The 25,438-nt window shown below is 42.0% G+C and carries 29 protein-coding genes; all 29 read right to left on the reverse strand.

The features are described 5' to 3' along the window. Positions 1-84 precede the first annotated feature (84 nt). A complete protein-coding gene (locus tag IPH92_01120) occupies positions 85-1,050 on the reverse strand; it encodes a HAMP domain-containing histidine kinase (protein QQR65167.1) in 966 nt (321 codons plus the stop codon). A 746-nt stretch (positions 1,051-1,796) separates the two neighbouring features. Next, entirely contained in the window at positions 1,797-2,351 is a 555-nt protein-coding gene (locus IPH92_01125) for a GNAT family N-acetyltransferase (GenBank protein QQR65168.1), read from the reverse strand. Between the two features lie 46 nt (positions 2,352-2,397). After that, a complete protein-coding gene (locus tag IPH92_01130; GenBank protein QQR65169.1) occupies positions 2,398-2,931 on the reverse strand; it encodes a hypothetical protein in 534 nt (177 codons plus the stop codon). Between the two features lie 407 nt (positions 2,932-3,338). Next, positions 3,339-3,863: a hypothetical protein gene (locus tag IPH92_01135; protein QQR65170.1), complete on the reverse strand. Its 525-nt coding sequence runs from the start codon at positions 3,861-3,863 to the stop codon at positions 3,339-3,341. A 121-nt stretch (positions 3,864-3,984) separates the two neighbouring features. Continuing rightward, entirely contained in the window at positions 3,985-5,214 is a 1,230-nt protein-coding gene (locus tag IPH92_01140) for a hypothetical protein (GenBank protein QQR65171.1), read from the reverse strand. Between the two features lie 61 nt (positions 5,215-5,275). Continuing rightward, the gene (locus IPH92_01145) at positions 5,276-5,572 is read right to left on the reverse strand and encodes an S-adenosylmethionine decarboxylase (GenBank protein ID QQR65172.1); all 297 of its coding nucleotides are present in this window, start codon (positions 5,570-5,572) and stop codon (positions 5,276-5,278) included. An 88-nt stretch (positions 5,573-5,660) separates the two neighbouring features. Continuing rightward, on the reverse strand, positions 5,661-6,503 hold the full coding sequence (locus IPH92_01150) for a fused MFS/spermidine synthase (GenBank protein QQR65173.1): 843 nt from the start codon (positions 6,501-6,503) through the stop codon (positions 5,661-5,663). Between the two features lie 264 nt (positions 6,504-6,767). Further along, positions 6,768-7,166 (reverse strand): type II toxin-antitoxin system PemK/MazF family toxin, encoded by a 399-nt coding sequence (locus tag IPH92_01155; GenBank protein QQR65174.1) that lies wholly within the window; start codon positions 7,164-7,166, stop codon positions 6,768-6,770. A 38-nt stretch (positions 7,167-7,204) separates the two neighbouring features. Continuing rightward, positions 7,205-7,684 carry a hypothetical protein gene (locus tag IPH92_01160; GenBank protein ID QQR65175.1) on the reverse strand — a complete coding sequence of 160 codons (480 nt, stop codon included), beginning with the start codon at positions 7,682-7,684 and terminating at the stop codon, positions 7,205-7,207. 129 nt (positions 7,685-7,813) lie between these two features. Next, positions 7,814-8,887 carry a molecular chaperone DnaJ gene (gene dnaJ / locus IPH92_01165; protein QQR65176.1) on the reverse strand — a complete coding sequence of 358 codons (1,074 nt, stop codon included), beginning with the start codon at positions 8,885-8,887 and terminating at the stop codon, positions 7,814-7,816. Positions 8,888-8,893: 6 nt separating this feature from the next. Then, the gene (dnaK, locus tag IPH92_01170; GenBank protein ID QQR65177.1) at positions 8,894-10,783 is read right to left on the reverse strand and encodes a molecular chaperone DnaK; all 1,890 of its coding nucleotides are present in this window, start codon (positions 10,781-10,783) and stop codon (positions 8,894-8,896) included. A 41-nt stretch (positions 10,784-10,824) separates the two neighbouring features. Next, positions 10,825-11,406: a nucleotide exchange factor GrpE gene (locus IPH92_01175; protein QQR65178.1), complete on the reverse strand. Its 582-nt coding sequence runs from the start codon at positions 11,404-11,406 to the stop codon at positions 10,825-10,827. A gap of 173 nt (positions 11,407-11,579) precedes the next feature. Continuing rightward, the gene (locus tag IPH92_01180) at positions 11,580-11,975 is read right to left on the reverse strand and encodes a hypothetical protein (protein QQR65179.1); all 396 of its coding nucleotides are present in this window, start codon (positions 11,973-11,975) and stop codon (positions 11,580-11,582) included. Between the two features lie 450 nt (positions 11,976-12,425). Continuing rightward, positions 12,426-12,827 carry a 30S ribosomal protein S9 gene (rpsI, locus tag IPH92_01185; GenBank protein ID QQR65180.1) on the reverse strand — a complete coding sequence of 134 codons (402 nt, stop codon included), beginning with the start codon at positions 12,825-12,827 and terminating at the stop codon, positions 12,426-12,428. Between the two features lie 5 nt (positions 12,828-12,832). Further along, positions 12,833-13,183 (reverse strand): uL13 family ribosomal protein, encoded by a 351-nt coding sequence (locus IPH92_01190; protein QQR65181.1) that lies wholly within the window; start codon positions 13,181-13,183, stop codon positions 12,833-12,835. A 4-nt stretch (positions 13,184-13,187) separates the two neighbouring features. Beyond that, positions 13,188-13,541 (reverse strand): 50S ribosomal protein L17, encoded by a 354-nt coding sequence (gene rplQ, locus IPH92_01195; protein QQR65182.1) that lies wholly within the window; start codon positions 13,539-13,541, stop codon positions 13,188-13,190. Position 13,542: 1 nt separating this feature from the next. Next, a complete protein-coding gene (locus tag IPH92_01200) occupies positions 13,543-14,511 on the reverse strand; it encodes a DNA-directed RNA polymerase subunit alpha (GenBank protein ID QQR65183.1) in 969 nt (322 codons plus the stop codon). 25 nt (positions 14,512-14,536) lie between these two features. Then, on the reverse strand, positions 14,537-15,145 hold the full coding sequence (gene rpsD / locus IPH92_01205; protein ID QQR65184.1) for a 30S ribosomal protein S4: 609 nt from the start codon (positions 15,143-15,145) through the stop codon (positions 14,537-14,539). Positions 15,146-15,155: 10 nt separating this feature from the next. Then, on the reverse strand, positions 15,156-15,584 hold the full coding sequence (rpsK, locus tag IPH92_01210; GenBank protein QQR65185.1) for a 30S ribosomal protein S11: 429 nt from the start codon (positions 15,582-15,584) through the stop codon (positions 15,156-15,158). A 33-nt stretch (positions 15,585-15,617) separates the two neighbouring features. After that, on the reverse strand, positions 15,618-15,995 hold the full coding sequence (gene rpsM / locus IPH92_01215; GenBank protein ID QQR65186.1) for a 30S ribosomal protein S13: 378 nt from the start codon (positions 15,993-15,995) through the stop codon (positions 15,618-15,620). A gap of 2 nt (positions 15,996-15,997) precedes the next feature. Beyond that, complete coding sequence (gene rpmJ, locus IPH92_01220) at positions 15,998-16,114, reverse strand: 50S ribosomal protein L36 (GenBank protein ID QQR65187.1); 117 nt, start codon at positions 16,112-16,114, stop codon at positions 15,998-16,000. A gap of 2 nt (positions 16,115-16,116) precedes the next feature. Next, positions 16,117-16,338, reverse strand: coding sequence for a translation initiation factor IF-1 (gene infA, locus IPH92_01225; GenBank protein ID QQR65188.1), 222 nt, complete (start codon positions 16,336-16,338; stop codon positions 16,117-16,119). 75 nt (positions 16,339-16,413) lie between these two features. After that, complete coding sequence (locus IPH92_01230) at positions 16,414-17,769, reverse strand: hypothetical protein (GenBank protein ID QQR65189.1); 1,356 nt, start codon at positions 17,767-17,769, stop codon at positions 16,414-16,416. Between the two features lie 18 nt (positions 17,770-17,787). Further along, entirely contained in the window at positions 17,788-18,981 is a 1,194-nt protein-coding gene (locus tag IPH92_01235; protein ID QQR65190.1) for a hypothetical protein, read from the reverse strand. 629 nt (positions 18,982-19,610) lie between these two features. After that, a complete protein-coding gene (locus IPH92_01240) occupies positions 19,611-21,551 on the reverse strand; it encodes an alanine--tRNA ligase (protein ID QQR65191.1) in 1,941 nt (646 codons plus the stop codon). A 76-nt stretch (positions 21,552-21,627) separates the two neighbouring features. Further along, positions 21,628-23,655 carry a Zn-dependent oligopeptidase gene (locus IPH92_01245; GenBank protein QQR65192.1) on the reverse strand — a complete coding sequence of 676 codons (2,028 nt, stop codon included), beginning with the start codon at positions 23,653-23,655 and terminating at the stop codon, positions 21,628-21,630. Next, the gene (locus IPH92_01250) at positions 23,627-24,223 is read right to left on the reverse strand and encodes a bifunctional (p)ppGpp synthetase/guanosine-3',5'-bis(diphosphate) 3'-pyrophosphohydrolase (GenBank protein QQR65193.1); all 597 of its coding nucleotides are present in this window, start codon (positions 24,221-24,223) and stop codon (positions 23,627-23,629) included. Before IPH92_01250 ends, IPH92_01245 begins: the two co-directional genes overlap by 29 nt. 5 nt (positions 24,224-24,228) lie before the next feature. Then, complete coding sequence (locus IPH92_01255) at positions 24,229-24,525, reverse strand: hypothetical protein (GenBank protein QQR65194.1); 297 nt, start codon at positions 24,523-24,525, stop codon at positions 24,229-24,231. A gap of 98 nt (positions 24,526-24,623) precedes the next feature. Then, positions 24,624-25,409, reverse strand: coding sequence for a PD-(D/E)XK nuclease family protein (locus IPH92_01260; GenBank protein QQR65195.1), 786 nt, complete (start codon positions 25,407-25,409; stop codon positions 24,624-24,626). Positions 25,410-25,438: the final 29 nt, after the last annotated feature.

Raw genomic sequence — 25,438 nt, forward strand, 5'->3', positions numbered from 1 at the left:
ACTACAGGGAATAATCTAAAAATTGAGGAAAACTAAACTTTCTGCATTATACTACATTTTACCTTTAATTCAAGTCCCCTATTATTATTTCCCTGCAATAAGCGGAAACTCAATGTGGAAGGTGCTCCCTTTCCCGTCACCTTCGCTTTCTGCCCACACCTTACCCTTCATCTCAGTAACCATTTTCTTTGCTACATAGAGGCCAAGGCCAGTGCCAGTTACATTAACGCTATTTGCATTTTTTGCCCGTATAAATTTATCAAACACTTCTGCTTGTGTTTCTTTGTTCATACCGATGCCCGTATCTTGAACAGTAATTGTAATTTTTTTCTTTTTGAGATCATCATGTACAAGTATCTTGATGGTACCTGAAGGTGTGTACTTCATGGAGTTGTCGAGAATATTTTGAATGACTTGACGAGTTTTCCCGACATCAGCATAAATCATCCCTGAACTACTACAGTCTGTGCGGAATATAAGTATAAGACCTTTTTTGAGTGCGACAGAACGCATCTCGTCCACAATTTTCTCTGCAGTATCTTTGAAACTGAAATCACTCATCTCATACTTCATATTCCCCGCTTCGATGCGTGAGACATTGAGGTAGTCCTCCACTGAGCGCACCATAAACATGCTTGAATCAGCAATATTCTGCACCGCTTCCTCTGCCTTTGCAGGAAGTTTGCCATAAGAACCCTCAGCAAGCATCGATGCATAGCCACGAATAGAAGTGAGTGGGCTTCTGAGTTGATGCGATGCAATAGAGACAAACTCCGACTTCATCTTGTCAAGGATTTTGAGTCGGTCATTTGCCTTCCCGAGTTGCTCGGTAAGGACTTCAAGTTGCTCCCGCTGCTTCGCCTCTCTCTGTATGCTTTGAATAAGGAAGTATCCCGCAATAGTGATAAAAATGAGGGTGATGATTGCAACAATCTGTGTGAATACTGATTCCGAAACAAAAATGAGTGACCCTATAAGGAACCAAAGTACAAATACAAGTGCTTTGGCTCCGAGAAGCCTAATTTCAAATGCTTGGAATTTGACAATCATGTATGTAAGAATGCACATGAAAAAACTCATTCCGAAAAGACCGTAAAACTCAAGCACAAAGAAATTATCTGTTAAAAGACTTGGAATATATCCAGTCAAAAAGAAAGAGAAAAGAAAAAATTCAATACCAATTCCAAAAATCAATATCTCACGCTTTAGCAAACCTGACGCTGCTTTGTATCTCAACACCAAAACAATCAGTGCCCAAATGGAAATAAAAAATCCATATATATAATAATAATTGGTGTAGAGTAAGCCTTCATCAGCTACACCACATAATGGAATATTAAAAACTGTTAAGTGGGCATTAGTCGGTGCAAATAGGACTATCGGTATAAATAACAGTCCTAAAATCAAATTTACTGAAGTTGATGGACTACTTTTATCAATAAAAGCGTAGATAAAATAAAGAGACAAGACACAGATGAGCGCATATAGAATTCCAAAAAATGACCAGAAAAAAATAATTATGTCACTAGCGTTGTTTGTCCATGTTATTAAATTTATAAACGTCCAGGTTGAAAAGCAGATTGAAAGCAACAAAAGTACACGAGAAGCATAAAGGTTACTATTCTTTAAATAGACAAATACTCCTAAAAAAAGTGAAATAGCAATGGCAGTTGAGTGAGAATAGTATAATAGACTAGGCACTCCTTCTGTTAAAATCAAAAAAGTTGGTTGAAGATAATCAGGACAAATCATTTATTTTAAAATTAAGGTTCAATCATATTCTAACATAATAGTCTTCATATATTCCATTCAATATACTCATATGGTTCTCCTGAAGCATGCACCCAAGAGCTTATAGGTCGAACAAGAGTGATTTTTTCTTTGAAAAGAGACTTGATTGTCTCGTGTAATCGATTGTTTGTACGTGCGTGAATTGAAAACTGAGTAACTCCTCTTTTTTTTGCTTCATCACAAACAGCGACAATAAGTGTATTGCCACCGCCTTTACCCTGTTCGTCTGGAACTATTTGGATTGTCTCAATATAATAACGGTCACCGATACTTCTAGTGAGAAGAGGATCGTCGTCAATGAGTTCTTCAAATGCTAAATGGTGTGGACGTGCAAGTATATAACCTATTACGTCATTTTCATTTTGTAAAAAAAGATTTATGCTTTGAGGATCACTGAGAGCATCTGCAAAATATTCTTCACCATCAACGTATTGCCACTCTGCGGGAAAGCATAATTTTTCAAGTCTCAAAATGTTTGCAAGTGAAGTTTCGTTATCCGGCACGGCTTCTATAGAGAGTGGTGGCTCAGTAATATTTTTATTAAAAATTTCTTCATTCATATTTAAATAATATCATACGATACTATAAAAAAAGGGTAGCATGTTGCTACCCTCCAGAAATTACGTCATAGCCAGTTCTCCACAAAAACATCCAGATTACTGTTTGAATTGCTGTTAAGACTAGGAGTGCCACCCACCTTTTCCAACCAGGTAATTCTTTTTGAAAGAAAATGACAATTTGTTCTGGCCCAGACCAAAATATTGCTTGAATACTTACTATTAAAATTGCAAAATATCCGGCAGTTTTTGATTCAGTATGAATCTTGTCGACAGCACGACGAAGATCAACTCCAAGGCTAAGATCAACACCTGTTTTTTCGTATGTCATCACAAACACAATACATATGGTCATATTGAGAAGTAGCATCGCCATAAAAGCAAGCACAATATCTACTTCATATGCCTTAAGAAAAAGATTTGCAGCAGCAGTTATTCCTGCAAGCCAGTAGTCAAGAATAACGTACATAAACCTTTTAAACCCCACAAAGACGATTTTTCTACACACTTTCTTGTAGTCGTCTCCATTCTCTATACCAAAGAACGCCCTAATAGAATTCAGGGCAATTGAGAATGCACGCATTTCCTACCCCCTTCATTCAGAATTTTAACTATACATATTTAAACATATATAACATCATAAGTCAATTATTCATCCCTAAATTTGCGCATCGGCAAATTGCTGTAGCGGGTAAGTAGTTTGTTTGTAAAAGTAAGAAAATTCTAGTTTTCTATATATCCATTTAGTATTCACTTATAAACCCATACATGAATTTTCAAGCCCTGTTAAAAATCATGCCAACGACTATACCGAGAATAAGTATGAGTCCAGGAATGACAAAAAGACCCACTACCATCTCCTTTTTACCCGAACCATACACTCGACAAGTTTCTCGATTGCTGGCATTAGTTTTGACATATAAAATTCACTATAACAGGAAAACAAGGGAATAAATCTGGATTTGTCAGATTACAGAAATGTGTTTGGAATTAAATTTCTATGTTGACTTGATTATCAGCTGGTATTTCATCAGTAGTACTTTCTTCAATTATTATAGTTTTCTCTGAGGGTATTTCAGCATCAAACATTACATTTTCCTCAGACTCCTCAATTATAAGTTCATTAGCAAAATTTTCAGGTAAAGTACACGCTTGGTCTATGTTGTGCTCCTCGAGAGTTGCAGGCGTACAGAGTACTTCATTACATTCGGCCTCGCCGCCTTCTGGGCAGGTGAATTGATCACATGCTTCTTCTCCTGCATCACACGCAGGAATATTTTTCGCATTGCGGTAGGCTATTTTGTAATACCAAATATCTTCATCGGGATTGCCGGTACACTCCTCCACATCCGAGTCACACTCCCATACGAAACAACTTTCATACGTTGGGTCACAGTCAACTTCGTTTTGTATGATGTAGTCGTGGAGCACCATGAAGCGATAGTATGATGCAGAAACAGAGAGCATTATTAACGCACAAAATATTCCATAGAAAACTTTTGTTTTTATTCTCATTATGAAAATTATATCACTTGTTACGAACTATTCGTTGTCTCTATTCACAATATTTAGTCAAGTGTAATAAATAGTGTTTTCATGAAGAAGCATTCAAACAATCTTTTAATAGAGTTAATTATCAAAGCCAGCCCCATTGTTTGAGAAGTTTGTGATTTTTCTCAAGGAATGAGAGCCCAATATCTTTACGGTAAAACTTCTGTGGGAGTACTACTTTTTCAATGAGTGTGTATGCACTATGGCGTGCCTCCTCTACGGTACTTCCCGTTCCACTTACATGCATTACAAATCCATTTTCACTTGAAATGCGCATTGTTCCTTCGGTATCCATATACACATCTTCCAAGTGGATGCGCGATTGTTCCTCAGGTGTGAGGGGTGCACTATACGTGATTGGTGTGTCTATACATGAACCATTTTCAAGCGGTGTGCTGTATGGGAAGGGTGGTACTGCAACAAGTACGGTAACTCCATATCCTTCAGAATACTCAAAATCGCATTGTTTCCCACGCGCCACATCATACAGAAAATCAGTAAAAGATGATGTAACAAGTACACGCTGAAGTTGCAGTGCAGGAAAACCAAAACGAGCAGTCCATTCAAGCGGAAAGACACCATGCTCGTTAATGATGCAGTTGATGTCTACGTCACCATGAAACTTGGCCAGTGCAAGAAATGGCTTGAGACGAGCGAGTGTGTCATTGAAAAGTTTATTGGATTCATCACGGTCAAACCACATGAGCGTACCCATCTCCCACGTTGTTGGGCCAGTGTCACCATCTTCAAGGCGTTTGTGCTCAATATTGTATTCAATCGGCCCCACCCAGTCGGTGCCATTGAAATACCGCGCAATACCAATTTCAACACCATGTACGCGTTCTTGTAGAATGATAGTGTTGCCGTTCACATCAGCCTCATTTAAAAGTGCGTCGATTACGTCCTGGCCATCATGTGCATTTCCGATATGTGTCGCGGTCATTTCGACATGGCCATTATGTTTTAGTACCCACTCTTTGGGATGATCTTCAATAAAACGAATAGCATTATTTTTGTTATTGAAATGATGTGTTGGAAGAATTGTGAGTCCTGCGTCCCGAAGTACCTGTTGACCGTACTCACGGTCTTCTTCGCATCGTTCGGCCTCCTTACTCCCCCCAATGACGGTATAGCCGTTCAGGCGAAGCTCATCCTGCTCATTACCAAAACCTGTGGTATCAAACACAATAAGTCCGTCCTTCCCTACCCACGCAAGTTCATCCTGCCAATTATCGATGAGTGTGAATCTTCCCTCGGCACTTTTTTTGTATTCCGGGTCATCGAGATATACTTTTAGCGTATGCCCTTCACGCATAAAAAAATCGCACATATCTACGATTGAAAAATCTCCAGATACTGCGAGTATGTTCATCTCTTTACTCAACTTCCTTCACCCCATATTTTTTCATGTCTTCTACAAAAATCGCATGTTTTGCAGAATTGCATGACGAAAGTTCACAGTAGGTGGTTTTTTGCTCTGGAAACGTGTGGATAGCAAAATGGCTTTCGGCAATGAGCCATAAAGCTGTGTAGCCATAGGGATAAAAATGGTGCTCACTGAATCCAATCATCATAAACTCAGCCTTTTCTAATGCTGACTTACCGAATTCAAACACCTTTTTAGGGTCTGTCTCGTCAATGTAAAAACGAAAATTCCAAATTGTGGCTTTCATGTTTTTAGATTATAACACAATAGTTGTTAAAATCAAATCACTTGTGGACAATCTTTCCTCATACATATAGCTTATTGTGTATGCGATGTTATGGTATCACCTGTGAAAGCATGTGTACTCGCTGAGACTCCGAATACCAATTGGCTTGAATCAAGTTTGCATTTTTATGACCCGACGTAAGTGGTGCATTTTTCCCTGCTATCACAAGCGAGAAAGGGCCGCCATAGTACGTTGCAGCTCCACAGAATGTGACATTGAGTACATTATCATTTCCAAATACTCGTATTGTATCCCGGGATACTGCTTGTAGTTCATTTGCTTGAAGGAGTCTTGATCCTCCAAGTCGCATGAGAATACCGTTTGTCGTAAGAAGTGAGTATATCTTGTCGGTGAATGCTCCCTGGAACAACGGTACTGCGTTACCAGTATTATCTGTAGTATCCATGAGGATTATATCGAATGTGTTTTGTTCGGATAATGTATCAATGTGAGATGCATCTTCGTGAAGAATGGTAAGTCGCGAATCATTGAGTGCAGCATGAGATGCTGATGGAAAATGTAGTTTTGAAATTTCTGTAACGTGTGGGTCGATATCAACTATCGTGACTTTTTCAACAGTATGATGCTTGAGTACTTCGCGTGCGACTCCACAGTCTCCCCCGCCTATTATGAGCACATTTTGAGGGTTTTCATGAGAAAAAAGTGCGGTATGAGCCATACTCTCGTGATAAAAATATTCATCAAATTCCGCAAATTGCACGACATTGTCGAGCACAAGCACTTTTCCGAATCGAGGCGTATTAAGGACCATTAGTTTTTGAAAGCCAGTATTGTACTCAGGAACGAGCACGTCGCTAACTTCAAAACCAAAAGTATGGTCGGAATATAATTCTTCAAAAAACCATTGTTTCCCTCTGAATTCAGTAAGCATAAAATAAGTGTACGTTGTTTATTTTAAATTACAATGATCGAATCAAACGTTACACAAAAAACAGAGCAACAAGCGGGAGGATGAGCCACCAGAAGAAGTTTTCTGTGGGGGCAAAGAGAGACTGAATAGGAGTGCCTGGGGTAATGATTTCGGTCATGGCATTCACAAGCCTATATTACATTTTGACATACAGCCCTTCTCTGGTATTATATACATACATTTGGCATTAGCCACGTCCCCCGCCCGCAAGGGCGGGGATTTATGTTATATACCCAGTACTTTCCCTAGCTGGTCTTGAACTTTTTTAAAATCGATTGAATCAAGAGTCCCGATCCTTTTATCAAGTCTTCTATAATCGATATATCGAACTTGCGCAACATTTGCAGTGTTTTTTAACCCATCACTATGAGTTACATCAACATACCATGATCCAGAATTTGATTTTGTAGAAAGTGGTACTCCTATAAATGATGTCTGTGAAAGTTTTTTTATAACCAAAACAGGACGTCTAAAAAATAGATTTTTACCACACTCTTCAGAACCAACATTTACTCCAAACGTACACCACCATATTTCTCTGTCCTTAAAGAGCGGAGGTTTGTGCGAGTAGGTGTCAACATTCTTCTTGATAGTATTCCATTCATTAAATTGCTTTTTGTACATATGAAAATATTATTTGCTTGAGTGAATATTTTTAATCATTACACAAAAAACAGAGCAACAAGTGGGAGGATGAGCCACCAGAAGAAGTTTTCTGTGGGGGCGAAGAGAGACTGAATAGGAGTGCCTGGGGTAATGATTTCGGTTACGGGGAGCGCGTGAAAACTAAATATCATGACAAGTATGGTACCCATGGCCGCGAGGAGTAGTTTTTTACCAAAGCGATGAAAGGCAGGCTCATAATCGTCGCCCGGAATATGGCGACGAAAAAGAAGTGTACCTACGACTACAAATGCAAGAAAGATGAGAATTTTTGCTATAGCGGCGCCGTCCCCCTCCCCCTGTGCTACTTGCTCATAGTATGGAAATTTTATGGAGATAAGAAGTGCGAGGTAGAGAGCAAGAATTACATTAATGAGTGCATAACGCCCTCTTGCCATGGCATAAAAAAGAAGTACACCAAAAACCGAAATCATAAATACAGATTCCTTGAGTAGTGTGATGATGTCTTCAGGATTCACTTGTTATATTATACTCACTAATGAGTACTTTTGGGCTTGGGGTGTTTAGAACGTGTGGTATTTTTTCAAATGTATGTGTAAACAAAACACCGCAAACCTTTTGGGTCTGCGGTGTTTTGTTAATGTGTTTTATATATTCTCCTTCCTCAATTCCTCGACAAGTCTTCGTGCATTTCTTGAAAGTTTCTCGGGGATGTCGATAGAAATCTTTGCATGGAAGTCGCCACGGGATGAGCCCACGGGAACTCCCTTTCCTTTTATCCTCAGAATCTCACCGTGCTTCACCCCTTCAGGGATTTTAATTTGAATGATGCCATCGAGTGTCTCAACACCGTACGTCGCACCAAGGAGTGCATCGGTGAGTTTAACCTTAAGGGTCGTCTCAAGGGTGCTATCGCTCCTGTGGATGCTCTGGTGACGTTGTACATGCACCTTTATGTATAAGTCACCAGAGGTACCGCCTTTTACTCCCTCTCCTCTGCCTGTCATACGAATCATCTCACCCGGTTCGATACCAGGAGGAACATTGATGTCGATAATGTCCTCAGAACGTCGCACCCCGCCTCCTGCGCAATCGGCACATTTCTCCTTTGACATCTTTCCCGTCCCATTACAATCACTACATTCACGCACGGTTGCAAATTGTCCTAAGATACTTTGGCGCGTCTCGCGGATACGACCGTTACCATTACACGTAGCACAGGTAACCATCTCGCTCTTTGGCTTTGCACCCGTACCATTACAGGTGTTGCAGGCATTATTCTTGGTGAGTTTGAGTGTTCGCTTGGTACCAAAAATTGATTCTTTGAAAGAGAGTTCGATGTCCACAGAGATGTCATTTCCACGTGCACGACGCTGTCCACCACCTCCACCGCCACCAAACATGTCGCCAAAGTTTTGGAAGATATCATTGATATCAAATTCTACTCCTGCACCACCAAAGCCACTTTGGAAACCACCCCACTGACCACCCTGTTGTGCTCCCGCACCGCCTCCTGTATACGAGCGACCAAAGGTGTCATACTCAGCACGCTTCTTCTCATCACTGAGTGTTGCGTATGCTTCGCTTATTTCCTTAAACTTTGCTTCGTCGCCCGTCTTCTTGTCGGGATGATACTTTGCAGCTAGTTTACGAAATGCCTTTTTCACCTCGTCTTTTGAGGCGCTTTTTTCGATACCGAGGATTTCGTAATAGTTTTTCATACGATGTTAGTTAGTTGGCTTTTCTCCAGATTCAGCATCGCGAATATTGCCTTCGTCGGGTTTTTGTTCTGGTTGCGCAGCACTTTCCTGTGGTGGTTGTTTTTGCATTGCTTCACCAATCTTCTGCATTTCTGAGGAAAGTTCTTGCGTTTTTGTTTTGATTGCCTCGTTGTCGTCTTTATCCTTGACCTCACGGAGCGCCTTCACTTTCTCTTCGACGCCTGCTTTGAGTTCTGGAGTAATAGCATCTTTGTGGTCGATAAGCGATTTTTCTGCAGTGTATATCATTTGATCAGCCAAGTTGCGTGATTCAATGAGTTGCTTCTTTTTCTCGTCCTCACCAGCGTGTGCTTCTGCCTCTTGTTTCATACGCTCGATGTCAGAAGGGGTGAGACCAGAGTTTGCCTCAATACGAATTTTCTGTTCTTTGCCGGTTGACTTGTCTTTTGCAATTACATTAAGTACACCATTGGCGTCAACATCAAAGATAACCTCTACCTGCGGCATGCCACGAGGCGCAGGTGGGATACCATCGAGGATAAAGCGACCGAGTGATTTGTTGTCCCCTGCCATTGGGCGTTCTCCTTGTGTAATGTGAATCTCTACTGATGTTTGATTGTCAGCAGCAGTAGAAAAAATTTGTTCTCGCTTGGTGGGAATGTGCGTGTTTTTCTCTACCAATTTTGTGGACACACCACCCATAGTTTCGATACCGAGTGAAAGTGGAATCACATCCACGAGCGTGATGTCGTGCACATCGCCTTGCAGGATACCTGCTTGGATAGCCGCACCGAGCGCTACTACCTCGTCTGGATTTACCGTTTTGTTTGGCTCCTTTCCAAAGAGTTCTTTTACACGCTCGACGATACGGGGCATACGTGTCTGCCCTCCCACAAGAATGATTTCATCAATCTCTTCTTTTTTAAGTCCGGATGCTTCGAGTGCGCGCTTTGTAATCTCGATTGAGCGATCGATGTATTCGTGTGCAATTTCTTCGAGTTTTGCACGAGTGAGCTTCAAGAGAAGGTGTTTAGGACCATTGGCGTCTGAGGTGATGAAGGGGATATTTATTTCCGCTTCGCCTGTTGAAGAAAGTTCATGTTTTGCTTTTTCTGCTGCTTCATCAAGACGCTGGAGTGCGAGCGCATCTTTGCCAAGGTCGATGCCTTCAAGACTCTTAAACTCAGCAATAAAATGACGAACAATTTTTTGATCGATGTCGCGGCCGCCCATGTGCGCATCACCATCAGTCGACTGTACCTCAATCACGTCATCACCTACTTCAAGTACGGTAACGTCAAAGGTACCGCCTCCAAAGTCAAATACCACAATTTTCTCCTCTTTCTTTTTATTAAAACCGTATGCGAGGGCTGCTGCAGTTGGCTCGTTAATGATGCGTTTTACGTCGAGACCAGCAATCTTTCCTGCATCCTGCGTTGCCTTTCTTTGTGCGTCGTTAAAGTAGGCAGGCACCGTTATAACTGCCTCAGTAATTTTTTCACCAAGTTTCGCCTCTGCATCTGCTTTCATTTTTGAAAGGATCATTGCAGAAACTTCTTCAGGGCGGTAGTCTTTCTCTCCCATGTGCACCACGACACCTTTGTCACTTCCCTCTCTTACTTCATATGGGACAATTCCTTTGTCGCTCTGAACTACCTTCTCGTCAAAGTTGTGACCCATAAAGCGCTTAATACCGTAGATGGTATTTTTTGGGTTGGTGACCGCCTGTCGTTTTGCAATTTGTCCCACAAGACGCTCTCCAGTTTTGGAAATAGCAACAATGGATGGTGTGGTGCGATTACCCTCCGCGTTTTCGATTATCGTCGGCTCGCTGCCTTCAATAATCGCCATTGCTGAGTTGGTTGTGCCAAGGTCAATACCAAGAATTTTTGCCATAATGATTTTTTTTAAAACTATCTAATAGTGAATGCGAGTAATTATTCAGTGCCGACAACGACACGTGCGGGTCTGATGATGTGGTCGCCGCGCTTGTATCCCTTCTGCAGTACTGCGATGACGGTATCTATCTGTGTCTCATCGGTGACCGGTGTATTCAAGACCGCTTCATGCTCTTCGGGATTAAAGGATGAGCCAACGGGGTCTTGTGATGCCACCTGGTATTGTCTGAGGAGTGATGCGAGTGTGGCCTGGATGGCCTCTACACCTGACCGCCATTTGGCGTCGACAGAAGCCCATTCCTTATCGTTCATCGCTATGTCGAAACTGTCCGCAAGGATAAGTAACTCCACGAGTATCTTGTCGGTTGCGCGTTCTTTGTCGCGCACCACCTGTTCCTCGAGACGACGTCTGCTGTTGAGGAAATCGGCGCGTGTTCTTTGCAATTCTTCTAGATGCTTCTGCTTCTCTGCTTCACATACGGCAAGTTTTCTGCGCAGGTTATTTAACTTATCACTGAGTTGCTCTTCCTCATCTTCTAAATCCATTTCGGAATCTTGAGGTATAGTGTCATCCTCCGTAACAATCTCTTCCTCCTCGTCTTTATCATGTGTATGTACCATAGTGCGTGCATTATAACTGCGATTTATGGTACTGTCAAAAAAGTATTTTCTCGAAAATTAAATAGGATCGCCACATAAATATATCAAGGCGTCGCATTGATACTTGATACATTTCAAAAATGAAAAGGACCTGCTGAATGAATCAACAGGTCCGTGGGCAGTTTGGGTTGTGTTTAGGCGGGTTGGCCTTCTTGGATGAATGTTTGCATCCTCTTATTCAATAGATCATAGATGATCGCGAGCATTCCAAGATGGTCCTCTGTGACATCACCTTGCTTGTTTAACGCTTTGACCGATTCCAGAAAATCAAAAATCTCTGGCGCGGAATGACTCCACTTTGATGCCATTTCGCGAACTTCGGCGTCGTAAGGAGAACTTGTCACTGATGCATTATGACTTTCGTCGAGTTCACACACCAAGTCCTCGATGACATAAATGAACTTTGCAACAGTGAGCGTACCGCTTTTCATCTCCTCGATACGATGGTGTAACGACAAAGATGGTGAACCAGCAGCTTCTGCAAATGAAGCAAAGAAATCTACATCAACAGGGGTTAAAGAGTTGGCCATGAGTACCTCCAAAATATGGTTGAAGTGAAAGTGTTTGAATTGAATCAGGAACTGAAGCAAATTTTATTTAATCACGATAATGGCGGAGCGTCAAGGTGCCCAAAAAATAATGAGCGTGAGCGACTATATTTTTTGAGGCCTTCACTTTTTTATCTCCCCAGAGAAAAAAGTTAAGAAGCGACTGAACTTTGCAGAATCCAGAATATCTCCCATACCAATGACTCATACTCAGATGAGCGTGAGCGACTATATTTTTTGAGGCCTTCACTTTTTTATCTCCCCAGAGAAAAAAGTTAAGAAGCGACTGAACTTTGCAGAATCCAGAATATCTCCCATACCAATGACTCATACTCAGATGAGCGTGAGCGACTATATTTTTTGAGGCCATGGGGCAGAAAAATATCGCTCCGGTCGTCGAAAAGAACAAATGCCCCGAAGGGGGCATTTGTTTTATCTTTTCGACCACTGTGGGCTTTTGCGGGCTTTTTTTAGACCGAACTTCTTTCGTTCTACGGCGCGAGGGTCGCGCTTGAGGAAGCCAGCTTTCTTGAGTGGGATGCGGCGCTCTGCCTTCTCTTTCAAGAGTGCACGTGCGATTCCTAGTCTAATGGCATCTGATTGTGAACTGAGTCCACCTCCTTGCACGTGTGCACTGATTTCGTAGTTCTCGATTCCTGCATCTGCAGTTTCAAGTACGGAGAGCAAATTTTTCTGGAGTGTTGCCGCGGTGAAGTACTCAGCAAGTGCCTTTTCATTCACGATTACTCGAGTCTCATTTGCTTTAGTGACACGAACACGTGCGGTTGCAGTTTTGCGTCGTCCAATTCCTTCAATATATTGTTTCGTTGCCATAGTCATTATTCAGTTACTTCGAGATTATGGAGACGTGGTGTCTGTAGTTTGTTCTTAGGGAGCATACCCTTTACCACACGCGTTACCACTTCTGCGTAGCCAAGTCGCTTGCCAAGGTGATCGAGTGTCTCCACACGACGACCTCCTGGGTATCCAGAGTAACTCTGAAACTCCTCCTTTCCACGCTTCTCAGAAATATCGAGTTTAGAAGCGTTGGTTACCTTTACGGTGACAGGCTCGACGAGGTTCTTGGCGACATGTGTCGTATTCTTTCCAAGCAAAATTGACGCAACTTCTGTTGCTACGCGACCGAGTCGCTTTCCTGTTGCATCAATGATAAATTCTTTCTTTTCCATATCGTTATACAAGTTCAATGTACGCTTCTGTGCGCCCTGCCTTTGTTTCACCTAATTTAATAATGCGTGTATATCCCCCGTTACGCTCTGTGTATCTTTTTGCCACATCACTAAACAGCTTTGAGACCACATTGGTGTGTGGTTCTCCCAAAATACTCATCACGAGACGGCGAGATGCGACAGTGTCGTTTTTACCCTTTGTGATAAGTTTCTCGACATACGGGCGAAGTTCTTTCGCTTTTGCCTCAGTGGTGTGTATCTTTCCGTGTTCAATGAGGGAAAGTGCGAGACCACGAAGAAGCGCGGTGCGCTGACTGCGTGATCGTCCGAATGTTCTGTTTTGGCTGTGGTGTCGCATGTTATTCTTTAAAACCTAAATTCATCTTGGCGAGGATAGCCTCAAGTTCTTCTACCCCTTTTGGACCAATGCCATCGAGCGCTAGAATATCATCTTTTTTCTTTCGCACAAGCCCACCAAGCGTTCTGATATTTGCATTCTCAAGTGCACCGAGTGTGCGTGTTGAAAAATCAAGTGTTTCGATGCGTGTCTTGAGCACATCAGCATCTACTTCTCCTACCTCATCCTCTACTTCTTCTGCGTCGGTACGCACTGCTTCAGTTGGACGTTGTATACTATCTTGGAAGCCAATGATAGCCTTGAGCTGGTGCACCATAATCTCGATTGAGTTTTCGAGGGCCTGACGTGGAGTCAATGTCCCATCGGTCTCAATAAAGACACGGAGACGGTTGTAATCAGTACGATCACCAACGCGCATATTCTCCACCTCGTAGTTCACACGACGAATCGGGGTGAATACAGCGTCAAGTGCAATAGTACCAATGTCCACCTTCTCTTTTTGGTGTACCTCTCGTGGTACGTATCCAAGTCCGTGTTCAACAGTCACTTCAAGATCGAGCGTTGTTCCCTTCTCAGTAATCTCAGCAATCTTTTGTTCAGGGTTAAGAATAGTTATCTGACTTGGAGTGCTGATTTGTGCCGCAGTTACCACCTGCGCGCCGCTTGCCTTCAATGAAATGGTGAGTGGTGTATCGCTGTGCATAAGAAGACGTACACGTTTGAGATTCAAAAGAATCGTCACGACATCCTCTTTTATGCCTGCAATCGTAGAAAACTCATGTTGTACACCTTCAATTTTGACTTGGGTAATAGCTGCACCAGGGAGTGATGAAAGAATGATGCGACGAAGTGAGTTTCCAAGGGTATGGCCGTACCCAGGGTACAGACCATCAATCTCAAAAACACCAGAGAATTCTTCCTCTTTGATTACTCGTGGCTTTGATGGCAATGCGACGTTGGTTTCAAGCATAGTACGTTAGTTATGGTATTAATTATTAACGACTGTAATACTCAAGGACTTGCTGAGGATCAAACTGTGTTTCAGATGGTTCATAGGTCGGTTCTGCTTTTTTCTCTCCGGACAGCTCCTTCGCATTAAGAGTAAGCCAGTGTGGTGCGGTCTGTGTTGCGAGCGCTTCACCAAGGACAACAAACAGTGGAGATTGTTTGCTTTGCTCACGGACAGAAATAACGCTTCCAATACTCACCTTATGAGAGGGAATATTGAGGCGTCGGCCATTGACGAGAATATGACCGTGAGAAACAATTTGACGTGCAAGACGTCTGGTTTTTGCAAAACCAAGACGATAGACTACATTATCAAGACGAGATTCAAGGCGAGCAATGAGCGCACCAATAGGCTGATTGCTTTGTTCTACCGCATCATGTACATATCCAGAGAGTTGCTTTTCAGAAATACCGTAACTGAAACGCATTTTTTGCTTTTCAATGAGTTGCTTCTTGTAGTCAGACATCATGCCTGGGCGACGAGTCTTGTTGCGCGCTGAACGAGCCTCTGAAAGTGCAAACTTTTGAGTCTGTGTCTTTTCGAAGATTGGTGCTCCGAGACGCTTTGCAATTTTGTATTTAGGTCCAATTATCATATTCGTTCAATTAGATTCGTCGGGGCTTAGGTGGACGCGGACCGTTGTGCGGTACCGGTGTCTGATCAACGATGCTGGTAATAGTGATGCCTTTACTTGAGAAACCACGGAGTGCTGACTCACGACCTGCGCCAATCCCGCGGATAATAACATTGGCATCCTTCATGCCCATCTGTGTTGCTTTCTCGCCAAGAATTTCACCAACCTTTGCAGCTGCGAATGGTGTGCTTTTTCGTGAACCCTTGAAGCCAAGTGCGCCACTTGATGCAGCAATAAGTGCATTTCCTTTGTTGTCACACAGTGTGAGGAGTGTATTGTTGAACGTTGCAAGAATATTCAGTGTGCCGATAGCCACTTTCTTTTTTGGAATACGAGCAAGCGCGCGTGATGACGCACTCGAATCGTTTCCTCCTTTTTTGATAATTCTTTTCTTACCCATAGGTCAATCGTTAGTATAAATAATCAAATGAAATTAAGTCTTTTCGAGCTTACGGCGACCAGATCCCATAGTCTTTTTAACACCTTTTAGTGTACGCGCGTTCGTCTTTGTACGCTGTCCACGTGCGGGCAAACGCTTTGCGTGGCGACTACCGCGGTATGACTGGATGTCCTTGAGACGCTTAATGTTACCGCTCACTTCACGCTTCAGTTCACCTTCAATGGTGAAAGACTCAACCTTTTCACGGATTGCGTTCTCCTCATCAGTGGTAAGGTCGCCTGTTGTCTTATAGAGATCAATGTGTAATTCCTTGAGTATAGAAATAGCTCGAGAATGACCAATGCCATGAACGGCTGTAAGGCCAAACTCAAGATGCTTTGTATCTGGAATTGTAATACCTGAAATTCTCATATTTATCCTTGTCGTTGCTTATTACGAGGTTTCTTTTTGTTAATAACATACACATGACCGCGACGGCGGACAATCTTGTCGTCTGGACTAATTTTTTTGACTGATGATCGAACTTTCATAATTAAAGGCGTTTAGAGATTCGTGCTTTTCCACCGTATGGTTCAGGAACTACTGCTACCCTGTCTCCAACGAGAACACGAATTTTAAATTTTCGCATTTTCCCTGCTAGGTACGCAATTATCGGTGTCTCAGCTCCATCCAGTAAAACTCGAAAAAGCGCATTAGGGAGCGCCTCCTCTACAGTTCCATAGACGAGTTGTTCTTTGTCTGATTTTTCTTGCATCAAACGACCGTGATTTTAACAAACTATACTAAAAGAGTCAACTACCTGTATCCACTTCTGTTTTACACTGTATTTCTATTCTCCGATTATGGTCGTTATAGTGATATCTTTTGGAGATTTTGGAAATGAATTAGCCCAGAAAGGACGTATTTCTGATTGAGCTTTTGAGATAGAACTACTGTACTTACTGAGTACTAAGTCAGCCTCAGACTTTTTCTTGCCGACGAGTTCTCCTTTGAGTACATCTTCGTCGAATTTCCAGACTATCTGTGTATTACCTTTTAAAGTTATATCGAGTGATTGATTGTTCTTGATATCAGTTGTTCCCGTAGTTGCATCAGTGTAGGAGAAGGTAAGTGTTTGTGGGTCAGAAAGTAAAACGGATTCGTTGTTATAGTCAGTGACAGACTTCTTTGCTAAATATGCGGCTAATTCTGGCTCCTTGAGAATGGGAACTTGTAAACGAGCCTGCTCCTTGATGGTGGCGAGTGAATCACCGTACTCTGTGGAAGGAAGCGTTTCGTAGACAAAAGTCACCGCGTCTTTGTAGACTACGAACCCAGCTGGCTTCTCTTCCTCAAGACGTTTGAGAAGTTTATCGCGGAGCTCTACATGAAGTGCCTGTTGTGCAGTATTGAGTTCTTGTTCGTCTAATATGTACTTTTCTCCCTCAAACCCACCGGTAAAGGCTACCGTTGACTCACCATAGACATTATCAAACTGGTCACTTCCTTTTAATCCTGGAACAGTGAACTTTGTAGGTTTAATGTTGAACTTCTCACCGGTGCTGTCAGCAAATACATCGGCAACAACACTACCTGGGACAACAACACCCTTTGCGTCTTTAATTGATGCAGGAACTTCAATGGATTCTTTGATGCGATACACAAAACCGTCGGGGCTTTCAAACCGTGTATTTTTGATGAGTCTTTGAAGGCTTGTGCTCTTGTTGTATACAAAAATCTTGCCTTCCGATCGGAGTGATACTTGCTCTTTGCCACTTGCCTTTACCTGACGCTCTCCTGATTCCTCGAGGGAAAGTAACTCATACCCAAGCTCGCCTGTTTGCGGTGCAGTGTATATAAGGAAGCTCGATTGGACTGCCACGTCTCTAATTTTTGGGTGCACGGTAACATCGGCACCGCCAAGAAAAATGTTGACCACAAAAACAAGCGCAATAATGAAAACGGACACAGCAGAGGTCACAATGACTCGGTGACGTTTTTCAGACTTGCCATCAATTATGTCGATAGTAGAGAGGTCTGAGTCGTCAAACTGAGTCTCGATTGGTTCTGGTCGTTGGATGCGTGGTGCTATGTCTGTGCGAGGGCGACGCTCTGGTGCTTGTATTTGAACCTCACGCACTAAAGACGCTTTAGGTGCTTTTCCACCTGCAGGTTTGATATCTTGAAGATTCCATTTTTGAGCCATTGTAATAAGTATATACCTTTATTCGTAATGTAGTTCACTGCAACCGTGTAGTTTGTGGAAAAACCGTGCTCCGAGGGCCAAATACACATCATCTCCTGCCCCATGTGAGATTTCATCGATGATATTTTGGCTAATTGATAGAATACGCGGTTCGTTTTTGATAGTGTCTTTGAAGACATTCTCAATAATTGGTGCAAAAAATCGCTCGAAAGGTTTGTGAGCAGTAATGACAATATCAGCAGGAATAGAACGATGCTCGAGAAGTTGGCTGAGTGTTTCAGAAATTTGTTTTTTGTATGATTCTATATGAGGAGTAAATTCAGCTGCATTGAGGTGTGCTTCATTCCCCACAAGACTCATGTGAGATTGAATATCAGCAGAGGGTTTTCCAGTGCTTTTCATTATTTCTCTAATAAAAGTATTGCTTCCCACAGGGACGGAGGAATTTTCGATGAGGAGACCATTCTCCACAATAGCAAATTCAGTTTCTTCTCCCGTAATGTCAACGATACATAATGTATTGAGTCTTGGAAAAATATCACGGAGAACACAATACATAATGAGCATGTATGTGTGTGTTCGAAGTTCTGTCTCAGTGAATAATTTTTCTTGTACTTCATTCACCGCATCAAGAATTTCCTGGGGAACCAGTCCTGTGATATGTGAAAGACCTAAAATAGTACCTTTTAAATTTAACGGGTGAACCACCGGATAATCATTGACGGTTATATCGACAGTAGCGCGTTCGACTATACTAAATCCATTACTGGTGACATGTTCTACCCCACGAATATGATTAAGAATTTCTGATTCAGCACTCTGAATGAGGTCATTAATGATTGAATTCGTAATTCTAAATGGTACATTGTCCTCGAAATGCACAGTGCGAGCTACCGTATAAGACCATGGCGAGGAGCACGTAACATACATTTTCGTTATGACAGCATTCGAATCAAACTCGTTGAGTACCTGCTTCCCTTCCTGAGAAAGAATGAGCGACGCAGAGAAAAGTGCCTCTCGAACGCGACGGATATTTTCTGACTTTTCAGAGCCGTGCTCAGTAATGCGCATGGTGTTACGGTGGGTATAGATAAGTTGCGGAAGTTTCGCGCCCTTTGGTGATGCAACAATAGCAATTCCCACGGTTCCAGAACTGATATCAACGAGCACACCATACACAGTATCGCTGCTGTTGTGGCGAAGATTAAACATGTACCAATAGTATACCGTGAGACGCGTTGCAAAAGTGTGAGTAATCTACAGTTTTAAATAATTGAAATCAGATACTCAGTCATGTAGTTTGAATCTTGTTTTCTTTATGGAGTAGTTTCATACAAAAAGGCCGGGTTTCCAAAAAAATGGAACCCCGGCCTGCACCTTTAACGCTCGTGACGTCGATGGCGCCAGTCATGTCTGTCATCCCGGTAGTGTCGGTCATCCCTGTAGTGTCTAGGACGAACTTCAAACCTGTAAATGTAAACTTCACGTCTTTGTATTTGCGGTGGAGCATAAAAATACTCTTCACGTTGATACCGACGAGGAGGCATATACTGCCATCGTTGCGGTGGAATCACCTCGGTGCCAGGTGCGTAATATGGTTCTGGCGGTATGGGCCGCATTGTTATCGGCCTCTCAACGACATAGTCACCTTCATTAGCGAGTGCAAAACTTGCACTGAAGACAAACGTAAAAGCAAAAACAAAAAGTGAAAGAACTTTACTCATGATTTCCCCTTTCTAGGAAAAAAGTAACATAAATATTATACCACATATCCATGTACTAGCAAGTGTCACCAGACGTCACAAAAACACCATAAATCATGGCTTTAATACGTCACTTTATTATTCGAGCACTGCTTTTATGCGCCTTACACCACGAGAGGAAGACTCTTCTTTTTGAATTTTAAAGGTGCCGGTGATTGCGCCTGTCGTTTCTACGTGTGGGCCACCACAGAGTTCGCGAGAGTACACGACACCGGTATCGCCTACGATTGAATAGACCTTTACTTGATCGGGATACTTCTCCCAGAAACTTCCTTCGATACTTGGGTCGTTTTCTGCTTCAGTTTTTGAGAGTGTGTCAACACGTACTTTTGCGTTGTGTGTAATTGCTTCATTCACAAATGCCTCGACACGCGTGAGTACATCTGGAGAAACCTTTTCATTATAGGTGAAGTCAAAACGAAGACGTTCACCAGTAATATTAGAGCCCGCCTGATGCACACCCGTCCCGAGTTCATTTCGAAGTCCCGCAAGAAGAAGATGGGTGGCGGTATGGTACATGACTACAGTATCTGAATGGTCGGCAAGTCCTCCTTTAAACTTTTGCTCTGCACCCGCACGCGAGAGTTCACGATGTTCCTCCATGAGTTTTTTGAATTCACCCATCGCAACAGTCATACCCCGCTCTTTTGCAATTTCTATAGTGAGTTCAATCGGGAAGCCGTAGGTAGTAAAGAGATTAAAAGCATTTTCGCCCGTAATAAACTTTTGAGGGATAATTTTCTTGCTTCTATCCACAACCACCTTTCCTTCTTCACGTTTTATGGGGAGAGTGACTTTGAGTGCAATTTTATTGAATTCTTTCAACCCATTTTCCAGTGTTTTTCTAAACTGCACTTCTTCTCCATGGATGGTGTCGATAATATCGGCTTCATGTTCAGCTATCTTTGTGTAATGCTCCTTGTACGTATCAATAACACTTTTTGCAAGAAGTTTTAATTCACCGTTTGGGACACCTACAATATCTGCATAGCGTACCGCTCTTCGCAAAAGACGACGTGTAAAGTAACCCTGCTCTGAGTTGGCAGGATAAATTGCCTCGCTTATCATAAAAACTGCTCCGCGAATATGATCGGTAATGACGCGGAACGCCATCTGATGCTCTGTATACTTTTTACCCGAGAGTTCCTCAATTTTAGTAACTACATTTTGAAGGAGGTCGATGGTGAACACATCTCCATTACCATTAGCTGCCGCAGCCATGCGCTCGAGTCCACCACCAAAATCAACATTCTGCTTTGGAAGTTTTTGGAACGTACCGTCTTCGGCTTTGATGTATTCGATAAAGACAGAATTACCAATTTCAAGAAAACGTCCGCAATCACAATTGGGATGGCAGTGTGGGCCAAATTTTTCATCGTGGGGTGTCCCAAAGTCATAAAACATCTCAGTATCAGGACCGCCTATTTCACCAATAGGCATTTTCTCTGGCTTTCCTGCTCTGCTCCACCAATTTTTTGATGCATCGTAATAGAAAATGCGTTCGCCGTCCTTCATGCCACGTTCCCCACCCTCCCTTTCGGAACCCATGAATGCAACGCCATTGGTGATATTACGCACAGCGAAAAGTCCTTGCCAGAGTTCAGCAGCCACGGTGTCGCGGGGCACGTTGTTTGTTTCATCGCCTGCAAATACCGACACATAGATATTTTCCGGATTGAGTTTGATTTCCTCTACAAGAAATCCGTAGATCCAGGGAATTTGCTCGTTTTTGAAGTAGTCACCTAAAGACCAGTTGCCCAACATCTCGAAGAATGTGGTGTGGCGATTGTCACCAACTTCCTCGATGTCCTCTGCGCGAAAACACTTTTGTGAATCGGCGAGGCGTGTGCCCATAGGGTGTTCTTCTCCCATAAGAAAAGGCACGAGTGGTTGCATGCCACTACCGGTAAAAAGCGTGGTTGGGTCATTCTCAGGAATGAGCGCTGAGGATGGGATAATCGCATGCCCCCGCTTTTCCATATACGCAAGATATTTTGCTCTAATTTCATTTCCAGACATAGTGAGGACACTATACAAGATTTGTACAGTTTTTTCTATATCAGCGTGTTTTCAAAGGTTTTTGATTTTCCGATGACTATGCACGGTCTTGGCTAATGTACTTTAGAAATGCTTTATTGTTTGGTGCTCTACCAAGAAATTTTTTGATTAAGGTCATTTCATCGATAGAGCCTCCTTTTTCCAAAATCCATGTGCGGTAGTCATTCCCTGTTTTTGTGTTAAGGATTCCTTCACTTTCAAATCTTGTAAACATATCCTGTGCATACACTTTTGCCCACGCATACGAATAGTACCCAGCCTCATATCCTCCGACGATATGACCGAATCCTGCTGGAAAAAGTTGAGTTTTAGGTAGAGTATGACCAACTATATCTTTTACCATTTGACGATAAATTTCTTGTGGAGCACCCGGTGCTCTTTCAAAATGCAATTTCATGTCAAAAAGAGACAAAAGCATTTGTCGCAAGTACATCGTTGAAATTCTAAATTTTTGTGCACGTAACATGTTTGTAATTAACATCTCTGGTAATCGTGCATTTGTTTTATAATGTCCAGAGATTTTTCTGAGAATATCTTTGTTCCACCCCCAGTTCTCGAGCATTTGTGAGGGCATTTCCACGAAATCCCACGCCACATGAAAACCAGCTTGCGACTCGTATCGTGTCTTCGTAAGTACATCATGCATAATGTGTCCAAATTCGTGAAAAAATGTTTCAACCTCATCATGCGAAAGTAGAGATGGGTTTTCTTTGGATGGTTTTGAAAAATTACAGACAAGTGCAGCAAGAGGAGCAATGTAGTGCCCCTCTTTGACTCTGCCGTCAATAAGGTCAAATGCTGCAGCATGTCCGTACTTTCCATCGCGGGGGAAAAGATCCATAGAAAAATATGCAAGTATCTTTTTGTTCTCAGTAATAGCATAAAGTTCAACATCAGGGTGCCAGAGAGGATAGTCTAAAACTCTTTCAAATTTTACACTGAAAAGTTTCTGGTATGTTCCAAAAACTCCTTCCCGCACCTTTTCAAAAGGAAAATACTCACGAATTTTCTCTGAATCAACAGAATACTTTTGCTTTTGTAGTTGATTCACATAATACGAATCGTAGTATTCAATTGAGACACGAGGGTTTTTTGTAAATTCTCGCTTGAACGAAAGTAGTTCGTTCTTGTCATTTTGTGCACCTTTTTCAACTTTTTTCACAATACTATTGAGAAACTTCATGACGTTTTCAGGTGTTTTTGCCATACGCTCCTCTATTGCATAGTGTGCAAATGTTTTATAGTCCAGCAATTTCGCATTTGCTTGACGTAAAGCTATGATTCGCTTAAGGAGCTTGATGTTTGCTGGTCCCCCCTTTCGTGCATTTTTATCAACAATTTCCTTGCGTTTTAAATCATTTGGAGAATTCTCCAAAAATGGTCCAATTTCTGGATACTCAAGTGACACAAGATATCTCCCCCTGCTGTCTTTTTTGAGACTAGAAAGAAATCTATTCGAAAGGCCGATAGCCTCATCGGCAGTGAGTGTAATATAGTCTTTGTAATCATTGATGTTTTTTCTAAAGGTAATTGAAAGTCGAGAAAGTTCCTTGAGATTTTTCTTAAGTACTTCTTGTTTTCTCTTCGGTAGACCAAAGCCCATACGACGATACCCACGCATAGTATCGTCAAAAAGAATTTTGTCTTCGCCGTGAAGTTTTTCTTTTTTTTCAGCGTACTCACACAGTGCTCTATAGATACCCTCGTCGTACACGACATCAACAATCAAGTGCGAAAATTCTTCAGTAACCTTGTGAGCCATTTCTCGAACTGATTTTTTAGGTGATACTTCAGACAAAAAGCCTACGTAATGAATTTTCTGGCCATATTCACGACCACATTGTTCCAACGCACATACAGTATTTTCAAATGTACGTTCAGAAGATGGAATTTTCTTTATAACATCGTAATCATTCTTTAGTTCAGAAATTGCTTTATTAGGAAAATTTCTAAAATGTTTTGGTTGCCAATCAACCCACGCAAAATCACTTTTGCTCAGTGTTTTTACGGGTAAATCTTTTGGGTCTAATTGTGCCTTAGTATTCAGTACGCTTTTTTTCGACATCGTGTAAGAAGTTTTTGTATTCAGTAAATACGCTGTTAAACTCTGAGAGAATTTGATTTTTGAGACGTCTGTTGAGCACATTGCTAATTTCTTGGTATACCATGAGCCTATCTTCAATATGTGTACCAAAGTGAGACAAAAATGATGAGTGATCATCGAAATACTCCTCAACTATAGAACGCATATTGTGGATTTTATCAGCTGCAACCACAATGAGTGCTCGTTCCGATGCGTCTTTAATTTGTTTTAAGTACTCTTTTTTTTGGAAAAAGATATTTTTTCGATCGTAATCGGAAACAGGGGGTTCAGTGAGTGCTACAACAATATCTCGTACTGCACCACCAAAGTCGTCCTCGAGTTCCTTTTCTGTGTAGTCAGTATCCTCGAGCGTATCATGGAGAAGTGCAGCCACAATAGTATCCTCATCAGTAGTATAGTCTGCCACAATAGTTGCCACAGCAAAAAGATGCGTGACATAGGGATACGGCACACTTCCCTTCCGTACCTGGTCTTTGTGAAGCACTGAAGCAGCCTTAATTGCTTGTTCTATTGCGTACGAGTAGGCCACAATGATTATTTTTTATTCTTTTCGTCTTGTGCTTTTGCCTTTTCATCATCTGCACGCTTTGAGGCATCAGCAAATTTTTGTGCAAGGACTGAATGCTGTGTTGCAAGTTTTGCATTCTCTGTATGCATCTCTGTCGCCTCACGTTGAATTTTCAAGAGTTCGGCTTCTGCTGTGTTTACTTCTTGTTGTTTTGATTTAAGACGAGCTTCAATTTGTTGTAATTTGCTTGCGATTGTTCGTTGAGAAACTTCAAGTTTTTGCTTGTCTTCGTTTATTCGTTTAAGTTCTGTTGCTGCATCCATGAAATGTATACTTAATAACTCTTTTGATAATTTCTTCTTTGTTATTATACTCAACCAGTACACTATTTGCACAGTTTGTTTTACCCATGTGCGTGAACTTATTTCTGGGCATTTTTATGAATTTCTTGAAGCTTTCGACCACATGACTCACGGTAGGGGCAAAATTCGCACGCATCTCCAGACTTTGGAAACACCTCAGAATCTAAACACCCCTTAATCTCTATAAGTGTGGGCGGAAGCCAGTCATTTTCTCCTTTGCATGGTACTACGGTAGTTTCAAAATGAAGTGTATCATGGAAGCCATCTTTGTTGCTTTGACCATTTGCATACACAAAGTATCCAGTCTCGTCCACTTCAAAACCATTCTTTGTGAAAAGCCATTGATAGACACCTATCTGACGTTTGTACTGTGCTTCCCACGAAGAATCAGCAAGTGTCAGAATGGTTCCCTCCTTTGCAGTTGCTTTATAATCGACAACAATAAGTTTACCGTCTCGCCTAAGCCAAATGTCATCTACTGCACCTGAAATCGTCAGTTTAGTTTCTGGATCAACATATGCAATACCTTCGAAGTTGTCTCGCCATATATCCATATGCTTATGGGCAAAGGGTACTGCATCGATGTGGTATTTTTCCATAAGTGGATGAGCCGTCTGTGAAGCACGGTATACATCAAACTCTTTCTTGAAAAGAGCATCTACCGCTACATTAAGAGTAAATGCTGGCCCACGCGGACGTGCAGTACCGAGTTTATTGTCAATATAGAAGCATCGTGGACATTCTACAAATAAATCAATTTTTGAGCGTGAAAGTCGCCACTTTGATCCTCCGTAATTCCAATCTGCATTTCTGTTTGGATTATACTTTTTTACAAATGTTCCCATAGCTTTCAGTATATCATCATGTATCGTAG

The organism is Candidatus Kaiserbacteria bacterium (genome assembly GCA_016699245.1).
In the GTDB taxonomy this organism is placed as follows: Bacteria; Patescibacteriota; Minisyncoccia; order Phycocordibacterales; family UBA918; genus Damh-18.

Excerpts from the sequence above, each read along its gene's own strand:
- IPH92_01125 (QQR65168.1), bottom strand. The coding sequence starts at position 2,351 with ATGAATGAAGAAATTTTTAATAAAAATATTACTGAGCCACCACTCTCT.
- IPH92_01130 (QQR65169.1), bottom strand. The coding sequence starts at position 2,931 with ATGCGTGCATTCTCAATTGCCCTGAATTCTATTAGGGCGTTCTTTGGT.
- IPH92_01145 (QQR65172.1), bottom strand. The coding sequence starts at position 5,572 with ATGAAAGCCACAATTTGGAATTTTCGTTTTTACATTGACGAGACAGAC.
- dnaK (QQR65177.1), bottom strand. The coding sequence starts at position 10,783 with ATGGCAAAAATTCTTGGTATTGACCTTGGCACAACCAACTCAGCAATG.
- dnaJ (QQR65176.1), bottom strand. The coding sequence starts at position 8,887 with ATGAAAAACTATTACGAAATCCTCGGTATCGAAAAAAGCGCCTCAAAA.
- IPH92_01245 (QQR65192.1), bottom strand. The coding sequence starts at position 23,655 with ATGTCGAAAAAAAGCGTACTGAATACTAAGGCACAATTAGACCCAAAA.
- infA (QQR65188.1), bottom strand. The coding sequence starts at position 16,338 with ATGCAAGAAAAATCAGACAAAGAACAACTCGTCTATGGAACTGTAGAG.
- IPH92_01135 (QQR65170.1), bottom strand. The coding sequence starts at position 3,863 with ATGAGAATAAAAACAAAAGTTTTCTATGGAATATTTTGTGCGTTAATA.
- IPH92_01240 (QQR65191.1), bottom strand. The coding sequence starts at position 21,551 with ATGTCTGGAAATGAAATTAGAGCAAAATATCTTGCGTATATGGAAAAG.
- IPH92_01230 (QQR65189.1), bottom strand. The coding sequence starts at position 17,769 with ATGGCTCAAAAATGGAATCTTCAAGATATCAAACCTGCAGGTGGAAAA.
- IPH92_01255 (QQR65194.1), bottom strand. The coding sequence starts at position 24,525 with ATGGATGCAGCAACAGAACTTAAACGAATAAACGAAGACAAGCAAAAA.
- rplQ (QQR65182.1), bottom strand. The coding sequence starts at position 13,541 with ATGCGACACCACAGCCAAAACAGAACATTCGGACGATCACGCAGTCAG.
- IPH92_01180 (QQR65179.1), bottom strand. The coding sequence starts at position 11,975 with ATGGCCAACTCTTTAACCCCTGTTGATGTAGATTTCTTTGCTTCATTT.
- IPH92_01260 (QQR65195.1), bottom strand. The coding sequence starts at position 25,409 with ATGGGAACATTTGTAAAAAAGTATAATCCAAACAGAAATGCAGATTGG.
- IPH92_01155 (QQR65174.1), bottom strand. The coding sequence starts at position 7,166 with ATGTACAAAAAGCAATTTAATGAATGGAATACTATCAAGAAGAATGTT.
- IPH92_01120 (QQR65167.1), bottom strand. The coding sequence starts at position 1,050 with ATGATTGTCAAATTCCAAGCATTTGAAATTAGGCTTCTCGGAGCCAAA.
- IPH92_01150 (QQR65173.1), bottom strand. The coding sequence starts at position 6,503 with ATGCTTACTGAATTCAGAGGGAAACAATGGTTTTTTGAAGAATTATAT.
- rpsM (QQR65186.1), bottom strand. The coding sequence starts at position 15,995 with ATGAGAATTTCAGGTATTACAATTCCAGATACAAAGCATCTTGAGTTT.
- IPH92_01200 (QQR65183.1), bottom strand. The coding sequence starts at position 14,511 with ATGCTTGAAACCAACGTCGCATTGCCATCAAAGCCACGAGTAATCAAA.
- IPH92_01235 (QQR65190.1), bottom strand. The coding sequence starts at position 18,981 with ATGTTTAATCTTCGCCACAACAGCAGCGATACTGTGTATGGTGTGCTC.
- rpsK (QQR65185.1), bottom strand. The coding sequence starts at position 15,584 with ATGGGTAAGAAAAGAATTATCAAAAAAGGAGGAAACGATTCGAGTGCG.
- IPH92_01140 (QQR65171.1), bottom strand. The coding sequence starts at position 5,214 with ATGCGTGAAGGGCATACGCTAAAAGTATATCTCGATGACCCGGAATAC.
- rpsD (QQR65184.1), bottom strand. The coding sequence starts at position 15,145 with ATGATAATTGGACCTAAATACAAAATTGCAAAGCGTCTCGGAGCACCA.
- rpsI (QQR65180.1), bottom strand. The coding sequence starts at position 12,827 with ATGGCAACGAAACAATATATTGAAGGAATTGGACGACGCAAAACTGCA.
- IPH92_01190 (QQR65181.1), bottom strand. The coding sequence starts at position 13,183 with ATGGAAAAGAAAGAATTTATCATTGATGCAACAGGAAAGCGACTCGGT.
- IPH92_01175 (QQR65178.1), bottom strand. The coding sequence starts at position 11,406 with ATGGTACATACACATGATAAAGACGAGGAGGAAGAGATTGTTACGGAG.
- rpmJ (QQR65187.1), bottom strand. The coding sequence starts at position 16,114 with ATGAAAGTTCGATCATCAGTCAAAAAAATTAGTCCAGACGACAAGATT.